The sequence below is a fragment of the Streptomyces sp. NPDC050738 genome, from assembly GCF_040654175.1.
GTDB lineage: Bacteria > Actinomycetota > Actinomycetes > Streptomycetales > Streptomycetaceae > Streptomyces.
In genome coordinates, this window is the sequence record NZ_JBFAHN010000002.1 from 65,356 (window position 1) to 79,539 (window position 14,184).

A 14,184-nucleotide genomic window follows, 5' to 3' on the forward strand; every position below is an offset into this window, starting at 1 on the left:
CTCGAGATAGGTGGGAATTACCTTCTTGATGAACATCGAAGATCCGCGCATGATCAGTACTCCTCGGTCGGGCGGACAGCGGTCCGCTGTCGACAGGAAGTACAGCGGACCGCTGTCCGGCGGGGCAACTGATTTATGGCGTACGGGTGTCCTCGCGGATCAGCTCGGCGGCCTTCTCCGCTATCGCGACGGTCGGGGCGTGCGTGTGACCGCGGGTGATCTCCGGCATCACCGACGCGTCGACCACGCGGAGCCCTTCCACTCCCCTGACCCGCAGCCGGGGATCCGTCACCGAGCCCGTGTCCACGCCCATGCGGCAGGTGCCGACCGGGTGGTACAGCGTCTCGGCGCCCGCGCGGATCGCCTCCGCCAGGTGCGCGTCGTCGACCTTTCCTGGGTAGGCGCCCATGGGACTTCCGGTGTACGGGGCGAGGGCGGGGTCGGCGAGGAGCTCCTCGGCTTTGCGTACACCTGCGATCAGGCGGCGCACATCGGCGCCCGCCTCCAGATAGCCGGGGTCGATCAGGGGCGTGGCGTGCTCGTCCGGGCCGGGGAGCGTGATGCGGCCCTCGCTCTCCGGCTGGAGCAGGACCACCCCGATGGTGATGCCGTGTTCCGTCGGCTCCTGGAGCCCGTGGTTGATGAACGGCGCCGGGGCGAAGATCAACTCAAGGTCGGGGGCGGCCAGTTCGGGCGTACTGCGGATGAAGGCCACCGCCTCGCCGATGTTCGATGTGAGGGGGCCACGGCCGCCGAGCAGGAAGCGGCCGACATTGGCGAGGGAGTCGGCCCCGGTGAGGGTGACCGGGGACGGGCAGTGCACCGTCGCGGCGAAGGACAGGTGGTCGCGCAGGTGGCGGCCCACGTCCGGGGAGTCCGCGCGCACCTCGATACCCGCCGTGCGCAGGTGCCCGGCATCGCCGATCCCGGCCAGCATCAGCAGCTGGGGTGAGCCGATCGCGCCCGCGCTGAGGATCACTTCGCGGCGTGCGACGAGCCGGCCAGGAGCTCCCTCGGCGACGATGCCGGTCGCCCGGTTACCGGTCTCGTCGAAGGTGATCCTGCGGACGGTGGCGTCCGTGAAGACGTCGAGGTTGGGGCGGCGCCTGGCCGGTTTGAGGTAGCCGTCCGCCGCGCTCCAGCGGCGTCCGGAGCGCTGGTTGAGCGGGGTGATCGCGCAGCCGCTGTGGTCGGGGCCGTTCAGCTCGGGCAGTTCGGGCAGGCCGCCGGCCGTGCAGGCCTCGATGAAGGCGGCGGTCACGGGGTTGGGCGCGCGGGGCGGCGAGATGACGAGAGGCCCGTCCGTGCCGTACACCGACTGCTCGCTGCGCGGTCCCGTCCAGTGCTCGGCGCGCCGGAAGTACGGGAGGAGCCGGTCGTACGACCATTCCTCACCGGCCGCGTCCCCCCACGCGTCGTAGTCGTCGCGGTGGCCGCGCACCCACATCATGGCGTTCATCGACGAGGAGCCGCCGAGCATGTGCCCGCGCGGCCAGTAGAGTTCGCGGCCGCCGAGCGCGGCCTGTTTGACGGTGGTGAAGTCCCAGTCGTAGCGGGTCTTGAAGAGTTTCGGGAAGGCTGCGGGGATCCGGATCTCCGGCTTGCGGTCCCGGCCTCCGGACTCGACGAGTGCCACCCGCAGCGAAGGGTCCTCGGAAAGGCGCGCGGCGAGGACGCAGCCCGCCGATCCCGCACCCACGATCACGTAGTCGTATTCGGTTCCCTCGGTGCTCAACTCTGCCTCCAGGGGCTCGATATGACGCGGCAACAGCATGGACGGACCCGGGCCCCGGTGCCAGTGTGTGGACGGGGGTGTATCCCATGGCAGAGACCCATGAGCGGATCTTCTACGAGGTCATGTGGCGCAGCTGGACGGCCAGGGAGGTCTCCCCCTCCCCCGTCCCGTGGTGGCTTCAGCAGGCATTCCACCGGTGGAGCGATTCCTTCGACGCCGGTTCGTTCGAGTCGAAGGAGGGCGCGCTCGCCTCGAACGCCCTCTACCGCTACTGGTCGATGGTCGGGGTCAAGGACCACCGGCAGGAGTCCCTGGTCGGGCAGGCCGGCGAGATCGAGCCGGTCTACGACAAGTACAGCGTGGCCTTCTTCCTGTACGAGCCCGCATCGGGCGCCCTGCGGCTGCCACAGCTGCCCGGCACCGGCGGCTCCGTCGAGCAGCGGATGCAGGCAGCCCATCTGCCGGTCGTCGACACGGTGTTCAGGACCGGGACGGGCTTCGAGGCCACCCAGCGGACGCTGGCCACCACCGTCGGCGTACGGCAGCGCGATCTCGTGCTGAACCGGCTCACGGTGACGGCCGCCCCGGGCGCCCCGCGCGACGGATGGCTGTGTGTGGCCGTGCTGCCCGCCGGGCCCAGCGGCTTCCAGCGGCACTATCGCGGCGCCGCACAGGACACCGACCGCAGGCTGACCCTGTTGCGCTATCTGCCGCAGGAGGCGCGGGTCGAGACGAACACCGGGTGGGGGCCGGTCTTCGACACACCTCCGGAGCAGTACGGGGTGTACGGCAACCCCGACTTCAGCCAGGACCCCGACTCCTACCTCGTCCGCAGCCCGTTCCGTGAACTCACCGTCAGCGGCAAGCTCAACGGCGCCGACGAGGCCACGGACCAGGTCGCGGGGATGTGCACCGGGGTGTTCGCCTGGCCCTTCCGGCTGGAGGAGGGCGAGACCTTCGCGATCGACGTACGGCTGCCTGTCGACACGTACAGCGGCGCGGACGATCTCGCGGAACTCCGGTCCGCCCCCGCCGATGAACTCGAAGCCGCCAACAGGGACTTCTGGGCACAGAAGCTGACCGTGGAAGGGGTGCAGCCACAGCTTCCGCCGCCCGTCGCGCATCTCACCGATCTCTTCCGGCAGACGCGCGGCCAACTGCTCGTCCTGTCCGACGCCGGTCAGATCCACCCGGGGCCGACGGTCTACGACTCCTTCTGGATCCGAGACTCCTCGGTCGAGGCCACCGCATGCTCCCTGGCCGGCGACACCGCCCTGGCCCGCGCCCAGCTGGGCACCCATCACCCAGGCGCTTTCAACTTCGGGCGGGGGCGGATCGGGCCCTGCGCGGAGTACGGCTTCTTCGGCCGCCAGCACGAGAAGGACGACAGGGAGTGGGACAGCAACGGGCAGGCGCTGTGGGCGATCGGCCGCTTCGACCGTACGCAGGGTCCCGGTGAAGGCTTCGGCGCCGGGCTCTACAACCCGTACATCCTGGACGGTGCCCGCTGGCTGCGCGACAACCGTGATCCCAACGGGCTGCTGCACAGCGGCTGGAGCGCCGAGCACCTCGGCGAGCGGGACAAGCCGCACTACTGGGACGACATCTGGGGGCTCGCCGGTCTGTACGAGGCGGCCCGGCTGGCGGAGCGGCTCGGGACCCCGGAGGTCGGTGAACTCTGGGGCGCGTTCGACGACTTCAAGCGCGCGACCGCCGCGTCCATGCGGTGGGTGCTCGACGAGCAGAGCCGCAGGGGCGAGTGGGAGACGTTCCTGCCGACCGGTCCCGGCGATGTGGGGCGGCTGGACTCGACGATGATCGGTGCGGCGGCGTACTTCCACCCCTGCCGCCTCTACATGGGCAGCAAGCTGGGCGACGACATCGACCGGGCGGCCCGCTGCACCCTGGACACCCTGTACGGGCACTTCGTCCGGGGCGGCTACCGCCATGAGGCCGCCTGGAATGCGTACGGGCCGTATCTCACCCTCCAGCTGGCGCACGCCTACCTGCTGGCGGGCGATCCGCAGCGGATGGACGAGCTGCTGGGCTGGACGGTCGGTGCGGGCACGCCGGTCGCGCAGGGTCAGCGGGCGGCGCTCGGCGCGTGGAACGAGCAGCACGCCTTCCCGATCGCCTCGGACTTCGCCGAACTCCCGGACCGCTTCTGGTACATGGGGGACATGCCGCACGGCTGGGCGGCGGCGGAGTATCTCCTGCTCCTGCGCGACATCCTGTTCTTCGAGGCGGACGAGGACCGCGACCCGCATCTCTACATCGCGCCGGGCGTACGGCCGCACTGGGTGCCGGACGGTGAGTCGGTGGGCGTGAGCGAAGCGCCCACGCTCTTCGGCGCGCCCTTCGGCTACCGGCTCACCCATGACGCGGCGGCCCGTACGGTGACGGTCGACATCGACCGCTCGCCCCCGCACGTGCGGTACGTCTACCCGTGCCGCTTCGGCGCGGTACGGTCCGCGACGGCCGACGGGGTGACGCTCGACGTGACGGGCGCCGCCGACGTCCATGTCCCGCCGGGGACACGGCGGTTCAGCGTGTCGTACGCCTGAGGCGCAGCCGCTCCTTCTCGGAGAGCCCGCCCCAGACGCCGAAACGCTCGTCGTTGGCCAGCGCGTACTCCAGGCACGCCACGCGTTCCTCGCAGACCCCGCAGAGCCGCTTGGCGTCGCGGGTGGAGGAGCCGGGGTCGGGGAAGAACAGCTCCGGCCCCGTCTGGGCGCACAATGCCTGCTCCTGCCAGCCCAGTTCGGGTCCGGTGACGGTGGTGTTGATCGACATGCGGGACAGGCTGCCCGCTGTCGTTCAACGTCCGATCAATGAACGATGAACGCCACCGCGACCCGCACCAGGACCGCCCTCAGCCCATGTTCGTGTCACTCTTGATCACCGCGAACCGCGCCCCGTGCGGGTCGCTGATCTTCGCGAACCGTCCCACGCCTTCCATCTCCATCGGCTCCATGTCGATGCTCCCGCCGAGCCGCCGCGCCGTGGCCACCGTCGCGTCGGTGTCGTCGACCTCGAAGTACAGCAGCCAGTACGGCCCGGATGCGGTGCCCGCGGGGTCGATGTCGAGCGGCAGCAGTCCGCAGAAACTCTCGGGCTCGCCGCCACCCGCAGGGCTCGCCATCGTGTACGTACCACCGGCGAAGGGCACCGCCGAGGTCTCCCAGCCGTAGACCGCGTGATAGAACGCGGCCGCCGCGGGCACGTCGGGGGTGTAGAGCTCGGTCCAGCAGAGGGTGCTCTTCTCGTTCACCGCGCCGATGACCTTGTCGCCGAAAGGCTGCCAGGTCGAGAAGCGGGCGCCTGCCGGATCCCTGAACTGCGCCATGCGCCCGAGGTCCCTGACGTCGTCGGGCCCGGACTCCTTGAGACCATGGGCGCCTTCCACCGCCTTCACCGTGGAGTCGGCGTCGGTGGTGTGGAAGTAGACCGACCAGAACGGCTTCACCTCGGTGATCCCGCCCATGGCACCCCCGATCAGGGTGCCGTCCCGCGTGATCGAGGCGTACCCGCCGAGCTCGCGGTCGCCGGGCTCGAAGGTCCAGCCGAACAGCCCGCCGTAGAAGGCGAGGGCCTCCTCGGTGGACGGCGTGGCCAGGTCGATCCAGTTGGGTGAACCAGTGACGAAACGGGTGCTGAGCATGGCGTGCTCCTCTGGTGTGGGGTCCCGTTCTCCTGCCTCACCGAGTCTTGCACCGGGTACTGACATTCCGCCCAGGGGTGAGCGGCACCCTACGTTCAAATGGGCGCTGTAAAGCCCTCCTTGTCGTACGCCTTCTGCGTACGACAAGGAGGAAGCGGCACGGTCAGATCGCGGTCATGACGTGCTTGATGCGCGTGTAGTCCTCGAAGCCGTACGCGGAGAGGTCCTTGCCGTAGCCCGACAGCTTGAAGCCGCCGTGCGGCATCTCCGCCGCGAGCGCGCCGTGCGTGTTGATCCACACGGCGCCGAAGTCCAGGCTCCTGGACATGCGCATGGCCCGGGCGTGGTCCTTCGTCCATACCGAGGACGCGAGGGCGAAGTCGACGCCGTTCGCGTAGGCGACCGCCTGCTCCTCGTCCGTGAAGGACTGGACGGTGATGACCGGGCCGAAGACCTCGTTCTGGATGATCTCGTCGTCCTGGTGGAGGCCGGAGACGACCGTCGGGGCGTAGAAGTAGCCCTTATCGCCGACCTGGTGGCCGCCCGCCTCGATCGTCGCGTGCGCGGGGAGCCGGTCGATGAAGCCGGCCACCTGGGCCAGCTGGGCCGCGTTGTTGAGCGGGCCGAACAGCGCGTCCTCGTCCAGGGGGTGGCCGGTCTTCGTGTCCTTCGCCGCCTTCGCGAGCTCCGTCACGAAGGCGTCGTGGACCGATTCGTGTACGAGTACGCGCGTGGCCGCCGTGCAGTCCTGGCCCGCGTTGAAGTATCCCGCGACCGCGATGTCCCCGGCCGCCTTCGCGAGGTCGGCGTCCTCGAAGACCACGACGGGGGCCTTGCCGCCCAGCTCCAGGTGGACGCGCTTGACGTCCTTGGCGGCGGACGCCGCGACCTGCATGCCCGCGCGTACCGAGCCGGTGATGGCGGCCATGGCCGGGGTCGGGTGCTCGACCATCAGGCGGCCCGTCTCGCGGTCGCCGCACACCACGTTGAAGACGCCGGCCGGGTGGCCCTGCTCCTTCAGTACGCCGCCGATGATCTCGCCCAGCAGCACCGTGGACGCGGGGGTCGTGTCGGACGGCTTGAGGACGACCGCGTTGCCGGCCGCCAGCGCGGGGGCGAACTTCCAGACCGCCATCATCAGCGGGTAGTTCCACGGCGCGACCTGCGCGACGACGCCCACCGGCTCGCGCCTGATGATCGAGGTCAGGCCCTCCAGGTACTCGCCGGCCGAGCGGCCCTCCAGCATCCGTGCCGCGCCCGCGAAGAAGCGGATCTGGTCGGCGCAGGGCGGCAGCTCGTCGTCCGTCATCTGCGCGATCGTCTTGCCCGTGTCGCGCGACTCGGCGGCGATCAGCTCTTCCGCGCGCTCCTCGAAGACGTCCGCGATCCGCAGCAGGACCTTCTGGCGGGCGGCCGGGGTCGCGTCCCGCCAGGCGGGGAACGCGGCCGCGGCGGCCTCCATCGCGGCGTCGACGTCCGCGGCCCCGGAGAGCGCGGAGGTCTCGTACACCTCGCCCGTGCAGGGGTCGGTCACGTCGAGGGTGCGGCCGTCCGCCGCTTCCCGGAATTCGCCATTGATGTAGTTACGCAGCATGGTCACCACACTCTCCGAAAGAACCGGCCGCGTGACCAGCCAATGTGGAGCAGTGGCGCCCACCGCCCTGTGCAGAGCGGCAGAGTGCAGGTCACATGTGGTGATGCGGCTCATAGCCGGGGATCGTTCCGTCGGGTTTGGCGACCAGGAAGAGGCCCGCCATGCCCATGTCGGAGTGGCTCTGGACATGGCAGTGGTACATCCAGGCACCCGCGCCGACGTGCTCACCCGCCAGGACCTGGAAGCCGAAGGAGTCGGCGGGTCCGACGATCTTGGTGTCGACGACCCGGCTGGGGTCGTCGGGGCCGGTCAGCATGCCCGTACGGTTCTCCGCCCAGCGATGACCGTGCATATGGAACGTGTGGTAGTACTCACCGTGCGTGATCATGACGATCTCGACGCGCTCGCCGACCGTCGCCTGGAAGTCCGGCCCCATGTGGCCGGCGACGTTGTTGATCGTCATGTCGTTGAAGACGATGGTGAAGGTCTTGTCGGGGAGCAGATCACCCTGGCGCCGTACGACGACCCCGCCGTAGAGCCCCTTGCGGATGCCGCCGGTGCCGTGATCCGTGCCGACGACATGGTCGTGGTAGTGCCAGTAGCCCGCACTGCCCGGCTGGTACGTCCCGTCCTTGCGCCGGCCGGGGGTGTGCGTGCGCCAGGTGTACGTGCGGGTTCCGCCGGGTTCGACCTGGCTCTTGTTGAGGCGGGTGCCGTCGCTCGCCACGTCGTAGTCCACGCCGTGGGTGTGCAGGCTGGCGTCGACGTCCAGGAGGTTCTCGAACTCGATGTGCAGGGTGTCGCCCTCGGTCAGCTCGATCAGCGGGCCGGGGATCGTGGCCTTGCCCTTCTCCAGGCCGTAGCCCAGCTGTCCGTCGGGCAGCTTCTCCGCGTACAGCTTCATATGGCGGACCACGCCGCCCGCCGGGGCCGTCCTCGCCGTGACCGCCGCCGCGCTGCCGTCCGCCGTGGCGAGCGACAACGATGTCACTCCGGCAGCCGTGACCGCACCGCCCGCGAGCAGCCGCCTGTTGAAGCTCCGTCTGTCCAGACTCATACCGAACTCCCCACCGCTGTACGGACATTGAGAGGTTGACGGGGCACACGAGAACCCCGGGACGCCGACACCGTAGCCGGGGAATCTTCGTTTATCCACACTCAGGACAAAGTTCGTGCCATTGCGGTCATACCCCTTGGCGAGTCAGGCAAAGGGGTCTAGCTTCATCCGCGTTTGCAGTGACCTCTGAGGGGTGGGTGAACGCATGCAACTCCAGCGCAGATCGAGACGTGCCATGGTCGCGGCCCTCGCGGCCGGCGCCCTCGGCGCCTCCTTACTCGCGGGCAACGCGGCTTCGGCCAGGCCGCACCCGGATCCCGAATCCATCAGCGCCTCTCTCAAGGCGTCGATCAGGACAACGTTGTCCCTGCCGTCGCCACCCGGCACGAGCAATGTGAAGGTGCTCGTCTTCCACGGTTCGGCGGGCGAGGAGTCCCCGACCGTCGACGCCGGGATCGCCGCCATCGAGAAGATCGGGCTGAGCGGTCCCGAGGGGCAGCGGTTCAAGACCGTGGCCACGGACGACGCCTCCGTCTTCACCGCCAAGCGGCTCGGTACGTTCAACGCGGTCGTCTTCCTGACCGGAGGCGGGGACATCCTCGACCCCGAGCAGGAGGCCGGACTCGAGACGTACATGGAGGCGGGCGGCGGCTTCCTCGGCATCGCGGACGCGGCGCGCACCGAACCGTACTCGGACTGGTTCACCGGACTGGTCGGGGCGCGTCCCGCCGCCACCAGCCCAACGACCGTGCAGCGGGCGACCGTCGAGGTCGGCGACCGGCAGAATCCGGCGACCAAGGACCTCCCGCTGGAGTGGAAGCGCCCCGACAAGTGGCTGAACTGGACGGCGAATCCGTCCGGTGATGTGCACACCGTGGCGCGCGTGCGTGAGATCACGTACAAGCCGGGTGCGAGCGCCAACGGCGCGGATCACCCCATCTCCTGGTGCCGCGACTACGACGGCGGCCGGTCCTTCTACACCGGCATGGGCTCCACCGCCGACTCCTTCAGCGAGGTCGACTTCCGCGACCACCTGCGGGGCGCACTGCTGTGGACGACCCGTCTCGTACGGGCCGACTGCAAGGCGACCATCAACGCCAACTACAAGGCCGAGCGCGTCACCCAGCCCAACCAGCCGGGCCAGAGCGACCAGATCGGCGAGCCGCACGGCGAAGTCATCGCCCCCGACGGGCGGGTGCTCTACATCGGACGCGGCGGCGCCGACTCCTCGCAGCCCGTGGTCACCGACTGGGCCGACCCCAACGTCGGCAAGGGCATCGGCCAGATCCACGTCTACGATCCGGCGACCAAGAAGGTCACCCTCGCGGGCGGCCTCACCGTCTTCGGCAACAAGGGCGGCGGGGACGAGCTCACCAAGGTCGAGGAGGGGCTGCTCGGCATCGAGCTCGACCCCGGGTTCGAACAGAACGGCTGGGTGTATCTGCACTACACACCGCACTCGCAGCTCGACCGCGACAAGCAGATGGCCGAGCGCCGCGTCTCGCGCTTCACCCTCGACCTGGCGACGAACAAGCTCGACCTCGCCTCGGAGAAGGTCCTCCTGAAGTGGCCGGTCCAGGTCCACAGCTGCTGTCACGCGGGCGGCGGCATGGCCTGGGACTCCAAGGGCAATCTCTACATCGCCACGGGCGACAACAACTCCTCGCAGTTCAGCGACGGTTACTCCGGCAACAACCCGCAGCCCAACTACAAGGGCGTCTCCTTCTCCGACGCCCGCCGCACCGCCGGCAACACCAACAACCTCAACGGCAAGATCCTGCGCATCCACCCCGAGCCCGACGGGACGTACACCCTCCCCACGGGCAATCTCTTCACGGGCAAGGAGCCGGACGAAGGCGGCGGCAAGACCCGCGGCGAGATCTATGTGATGGGCGTACGCAACCCGGCGCGCATCTCCGTCGACAAGAAGACCGACGTTCTCTACGCGGGCTGGGTCGGCCCCGACGCGGGCGAGCCCTCGACGACCTGGGGCCCGGCGAAGTACGACACCTTCTCGGCCATCATCAAGGCGGGGAACCACGGGTGGCCGTACTGCATGGGCAACAAGCAGCCCTACCGCGACCGCAATCTGCCCGACCCGAGCAAGCCGCTGGGCTGGTACAACTGCGACGCCCCGAAGAACGAGTCGCCGAACAACGACGGCCTGGTCAACCTGCCGCCGATCACCGGCAACACCATCTGGTACTCGCCGCAGGGCGGCGGCATCGACTACCCGCGCGACGCGAACGGCATCCCCAGCTACAAGAAGGAGGAAGGAAAGGAGCTCCTCCCGTGGCTCAAGGGCGGCGGGCAGGCGACCATGAACGGCCCGGTCTACCGTTACGACGCCGCATCGGCCAGCGCCGACAAGTGGCCCTCGTACTGGGACGGCAAGTGGTTCGTCGGTGACTTCTACGACGGCACCCAGCCGCGCAACGCGGTCCTCCTCGACCCGAAAACCGCGGGCAGGGGCGGGCTCCCGACGCACGCCGAGTCCCTGAAGAAGATCATTCCGGTGGGCGCGGACGGCATCCGCAACCTCATGGACTGGAAGTTCGCGCCGGACGGCTCGCTGTACGTCCTGGACTACGGCCGCGGCTTCTTCACCTCGGACTCCAAGTCGGCGCTCTGGCGCGTCACTTACAAGGGCGGCGAGGCGACTCCGGCCGCCGCCGATCTGGCCAGGAAGGCGGAGTAGACGATGAAGCGAAGAACTCCCCGCCCCCGGATGTGGGTGGTCCTGCTGTCCGCCCTGCTGATGGTCCTGGGGCTCACCTCAACGGCCGCCTACGGGCGTACGGACGACGGGCAGGCCGCCGCCGCGCAGGTGCTCAACTGGACCGCGGGCGACTCCATCACCGCGTACACCTCGGCGCCCGCCACCGCGGTCGCAGGCGCGACGACGATCGTCTTCGAGAACAGTGCGGCGACCGGCAACACCACGGGCATGCCGCACACGCTGACCTTCGACGTCTCGGACCCCGAGTACAACAACGACGTCCCGCTGAACATCCTCGCCAACCCGGGCGACGACCAGGGCGGCAAGCACACCGCCGAGGTCGTCCTGACCCCGGGCCGGTACCGCTACCACTGCACGATGCCGGGCCACGAGACGATGCAGGGCATCCTGGTCGTCACCGAGGGCGGCGGCGAGGACACCACGGCGCCGGACACCTCGGCCAAGGTGGAGGGCGAGAAGAACCAGGCAGGCGCGTACATCGGCTCGGCAAAGGTGACGCTGAGCGCGACCGACGCGGGCTCGGGAGTCGACACGATCGAGTACGCGGACGGGGCGGCCGGCGCCTGGACGCCGTACACCACGCCCGTCGTGGTCTCGACGGTCGGCGACCACACGATCCGCTACCGGGCTACCGACAAGGCGGGCAACGCGGCCGCCGAGAAGTCCGAGGCCTTCACGGTCGCCGCCCCGCCGACCGACGACACGACCCCGCCCGAGACCTCGGCGACGGTCAGCGGCGAGAAGGACGCGGACGGGAACTACCTGGGCATGGCGACGGTCACGGTGACCGCGTCCGACACCGGTTCGGGTGTCAACTCCATTGAGTACGCGGTCGGTTCGGGCGGCGCCTGGACCGCGTACACCGGTCCGGTGATGGTCCACGCGCTCGGCGCGCAGACCGTCCGCTACCGGGCCACCGACAAGGCGGGCAACGCGGCCGCCGAGAAGGCGGTCGACTTCACGGTCGTCGCCCCGCCCACCGAGGACAAGACCCCGCCCGAGACCACGGCGGCACTCGACGGCACGCTCAACTCCGACGGTGCGTACATCACCAGCACCAAGGTGACGGTGACGGCCACCGACGCCGACTCGGGCGTCGACAAGGTCGAGTACTCCCTCGACGGCGGCCCCTATCTCGCCTACACGGCGCCGGTCCTCGTCGACCGCGTGGGCCGGCACACCTTCGCCCACCGGGCGACCGACAAGGCGGGCAACACGTCGGCAGCCAGGCAGTCGGCGTTCACGATCGCGGAGGGCGGCGGCGTCCCGGCGCCCAACTGCCCCGAGTGGGACGAGCGGTTGACGGTCATCGTCGGCACGGTCGACACCGGTGTGCCGAACCGCATCACGCGCAGCCGGTGCACGATCAACGAGCTGATCGAGGACGAGAAGGAGTGGACCTCGCAGGCCCTCTTCCTCAAGCACGTCGAGAAGGTCCTCAGCAAGCTCCAGACCGACGGTGTGATCGACCTGCGCGAACACAGGAAGATCACCAAGGCGGCCAAGCAGTCCGGCATCGGCACGCCGGGCCAGACCACCGGCTACCGCGACATCTTCGACGGCACGCAGTCGTCGTTCGACAAGTGGCAGCAGGTGGGCGGCGGCAAGTTCGGCCTCAACGCCGACGGTTCGATCACCAGCTCCACGACCGTCGACGGCATGGGCATGCTCTGGTATCCGCAGCGCAAGTACGCGGACTTCTCACTGAAGCTCCAGTGGCGCGACGACGCCCCGGGCACCGGCAACGCCAACGGCGGTGTCTTCGTGCGCTTCCCGTGGGTGCACGACAACCCGGAGGAGCCGAACCCCGAGTGGGTCGCCATCAAATACGGGCACGAGGTCCAGATCCTCGACAAGCCCGACGGCGACATGTACAAGACCGGCTCGCTCTACGGCTTCGACCGTGTCGGTCTGGGCGGCGCGGGCGTCACCCCCAAGGGCACCTGGAACGACTACGAGATCCGGGTGGTGGACCAGCACTACTCGATCCTCCGCAACGGTGTCCTGATCAATGAGTTCGACAACGTGGGAGGCCAGGACTTCTACCCGGCCCGCTCGGACGACCCGGGGACCGACGGCCGGCGGTTCGCCGACGGCTATGTCGGTCTCCAGGTCCACTCCACCACGGATGTCATCTCGTACCGCAACATCCGGATCAAGGAGCTGTAGCAGCCCCTTCGGTCGCGGCCGGCGTACCCCCCTCACCTGACGGGAGGGGGGTACAGCCGTCCCCGCCGGGTGTCGCGCTCGGGTCGGGGCTCGGTGAGGCCGTGTCCGACGGCGAAGGGCAGGCCGGCGGCGTGGAGGCGGAGTCGCTCGGGTCGGGACTCGGGCTCTCGCTGGCGGTCGGCGAAGGCGATCCCGTGTCACCGTCGCTCGGGCCGGGATCGGGGCTCGCGCTGTCGCTGCCGGTCGGCGACGGACTGGCGCCGGGGCTGGGGCTGTGCGAGGGCTTGGCCGTACCGGACGGCTTGCCGCTCGGCTGCGGGCCGATGACGATGCCGCCGCCGCCCGGCTTGTCGCCAGCCGGTGGCTTGGGGTCGCCGTGCGCACTGCCCGCACCGGGACTCTGCGGCAACACTCCCTGCCCGTCCGGGACTTGGTGCACTCCTTCGCGGTAGAAGGACAGCCACGACAGGACCAGCGCCAGATAGGCGTCCGAGTGGTTGTAGCTGAGGATCGACCGGTCCAGATCCGCCTTTACGGCAAGATCCCGGCTTCCCGCGCAGAGGTAGCGCCCCGCCGCGAGCGCCGCGTCGAAGATGTTGTTCGGGTCCTTCTTCCCGTCGCCGTTCCCGTCCTGCCCCCAGCTCGCCCAGGTCGAGGGGATGAACTGCATCGGTCCCACGGCCCGGTCGTAGCGGGCGTCTCCGTCGTACGCCCCGCCGTCGGTGTCGGCGATGTGCGCGAAGCCGGAGCCGTTCAGTACGGGGCCCAGGATCGGGGAGAGCGTGGTGCCCTGCGCGTCGACGGCGCCGCCGCGCGCCTGACCCGACTCGACCTTGCCGATCGCCGCCAGCAGCTGCCACGGCAGCCGGCAGCTCTTGTCGCTGCGCGCGAGATCGCTCTCCGCCTTGCGGTACGCGGCGAGCACGGTGGCCGGGATCCCCTGGTTGTCCCAGGCGGGCCCCGAACCGCCCAGCGTGATGGCGGTCTTGGGGGCGGCCGGGGTGACGAGGGGCGGAATCTCGGTGTGGTACGAGTCGTCCGTCGGGCCCTCGACGTGTGCGGTGCTCGGCCCGGTCGCGGAGTCCCCCTTGGGCGCGGCCGACCGGTGTGCCACGAGCCCAGGCGCCTGTGACGCCGTCAGCGCGGCCATGGCCACCGCGGCCACCGCCGTACCGCCGAGGCCTCGTCTCATCCGTCGCGCGTGCCTCATCGCTCACTCCCTGATCGG

The 14,184-nt window shown here is 69.6% G+C and carries 9 protein-coding genes; 3 read left to right on the forward strand and 6 right to left on the reverse strand.

What is annotated here, in order from left to right:
• Nucleotides 1-133: 133 nt before the first annotated feature.
• Nucleotides 134-1,735 (reverse strand): GMC family oxidoreductase N-terminal domain-containing protein, encoded by a 1,602-nt coding sequence (locus AB0H78_RS04600; protein ID WP_363232763.1) that lies wholly within the window; start codon nt 1,733-1,735, stop codon nt 134-136.
• 86 nt (nt 1,736-1,821) lie between these two features.
• On the opposite strand from AB0H78_RS04600, the gene AB0H78_RS04605 reads away from it, so the two are divergent.
• Nucleotides 1,822-4,299: a hypothetical protein gene (locus tag AB0H78_RS04605; RefSeq protein ID WP_363232764.1), complete on the forward strand. Its 2,478-nt coding sequence runs from the start codon at nt 1,822-1,824 to the stop codon at nt 4,297-4,299.
• On the opposite strand, the gene AB0H78_RS04610 is transcribed toward AB0H78_RS04605, so the two are convergent.
• The 4 genes from AB0H78_RS04610 to AB0H78_RS04625 all read right to left on the reverse strand — a co-directional run bounded on the left by AB0H78_RS04610 (nt 4,280) and on the right by AB0H78_RS04625 (nt 8,041).
• Nucleotides 4,280-4,528 carry a WhiB family transcriptional regulator gene (locus AB0H78_RS04610; RefSeq protein WP_363232765.1) on the reverse strand — a complete coding sequence of 83 codons (249 nt, stop codon included), beginning with the start codon at nt 4,526-4,528 and terminating at the stop codon, nt 4,280-4,282. The genes AB0H78_RS04605 and AB0H78_RS04610 overlap by 20 nt on opposite strands.
• Nucleotides 4,529-4,607: 79 nt before the next feature.
• Entirely contained in the window at nt 4,608-5,396 is a 789-nt protein-coding gene (locus tag AB0H78_RS04615) for a VOC family protein (protein ID WP_363232766.1), read from the reverse strand.
• A 163-nt stretch (nt 5,397-5,559) separates the two neighbouring features.
• Nucleotides 5,560-6,990 carry a gamma-aminobutyraldehyde dehydrogenase gene (locus AB0H78_RS04620; RefSeq protein WP_363232767.1) on the reverse strand — a complete coding sequence of 477 codons (1,431 nt, stop codon included), beginning with the start codon at nt 6,988-6,990 and terminating at the stop codon, nt 5,560-5,562.
• A 91-nt stretch (nt 6,991-7,081) separates the two neighbouring features.
• On the reverse strand, nt 7,082-8,041 hold the full coding sequence (locus tag AB0H78_RS04625; protein ID WP_363233422.1) for a multicopper oxidase domain-containing protein: 960 nt from the start codon (nt 8,039-8,041) through the stop codon (nt 7,082-7,084).
• A 211-nt stretch (nt 8,042-8,252) separates the two neighbouring features.
• Between AB0H78_RS04625 and AB0H78_RS04630 the strand changes: the two genes are divergently transcribed.
• Nucleotides 8,253-10,745: a ThuA domain-containing protein gene (locus tag AB0H78_RS04630; protein WP_363232768.1), complete on the forward strand. Its 2,493-nt coding sequence runs from the start codon at nt 8,253-8,255 to the stop codon at nt 10,743-10,745.
• Between the two features lie 3 nt (nt 10,746-10,748).
• Nucleotides 10,749-12,956 (forward strand): family 16 glycoside hydrolase, encoded by a 2,208-nt coding sequence (locus tag AB0H78_RS04635; RefSeq protein WP_363232769.1) that lies wholly within the window; start codon nt 10,749-10,751, stop codon nt 12,954-12,956.
• Here AB0H78_RS04635 and AB0H78_RS04640 read toward each other — a convergent pair.
• Nucleotides 12,943-14,166 (reverse strand): lytic murein transglycosylase, encoded by a 1,224-nt coding sequence (locus AB0H78_RS04640; protein ID WP_363232770.1) that lies wholly within the window; start codon nt 14,164-14,166, stop codon nt 12,943-12,945. The genes AB0H78_RS04635 and AB0H78_RS04640 overlap by 14 nt on opposite strands.
• Nucleotides 14,167-14,184: the final 18 nt, after the last annotated feature.

Bases quoted from the DNA above. Each gene is read 5' to 3' on its own strand.
- AB0H78_RS04605 (WP_363232764.1), top strand. From the start codon at position 1,822: ATGGCAGAGACCCATGAGCGGATCTTCTACGAGGTCATGTGGCGCAGC.
- AB0H78_RS04610 (WP_363232765.1), bottom strand. From the start codon at position 4,528: ATGTCGATCAACACCACCGTCACCGGACCCGAACTGGGCTGGCAGGAG.
- AB0H78_RS04615 (WP_363232766.1), bottom strand. From the start codon at position 5,396: ATGCTCAGCACCCGTTTCGTCACTGGTTCACCCAACTGGATCGACCTG.
- AB0H78_RS04620 (WP_363232767.1), bottom strand. From the start codon at position 6,990: ATGCTGCGTAACTACATCAATGGCGAATTCCGGGAAGCGGCGGACGGC.
- AB0H78_RS04630 (WP_363232768.1), top strand. From the start codon at position 8,253: ATGCAACTCCAGCGCAGATCGAGACGTGCCATGGTCGCGGCCCTCGCG.
- AB0H78_RS04635 (WP_363232769.1), top strand. From the start codon at position 10,749: ATGAAGCGAAGAACTCCCCGCCCCCGGATGTGGGTGGTCCTGCTGTCC.
- AB0H78_RS04640 (WP_363232770.1), bottom strand. From the start codon at position 14,166: ATGAGGCACGCGCGACGGATGAGACGAGGCCTCGGCGGTACGGCGGTG.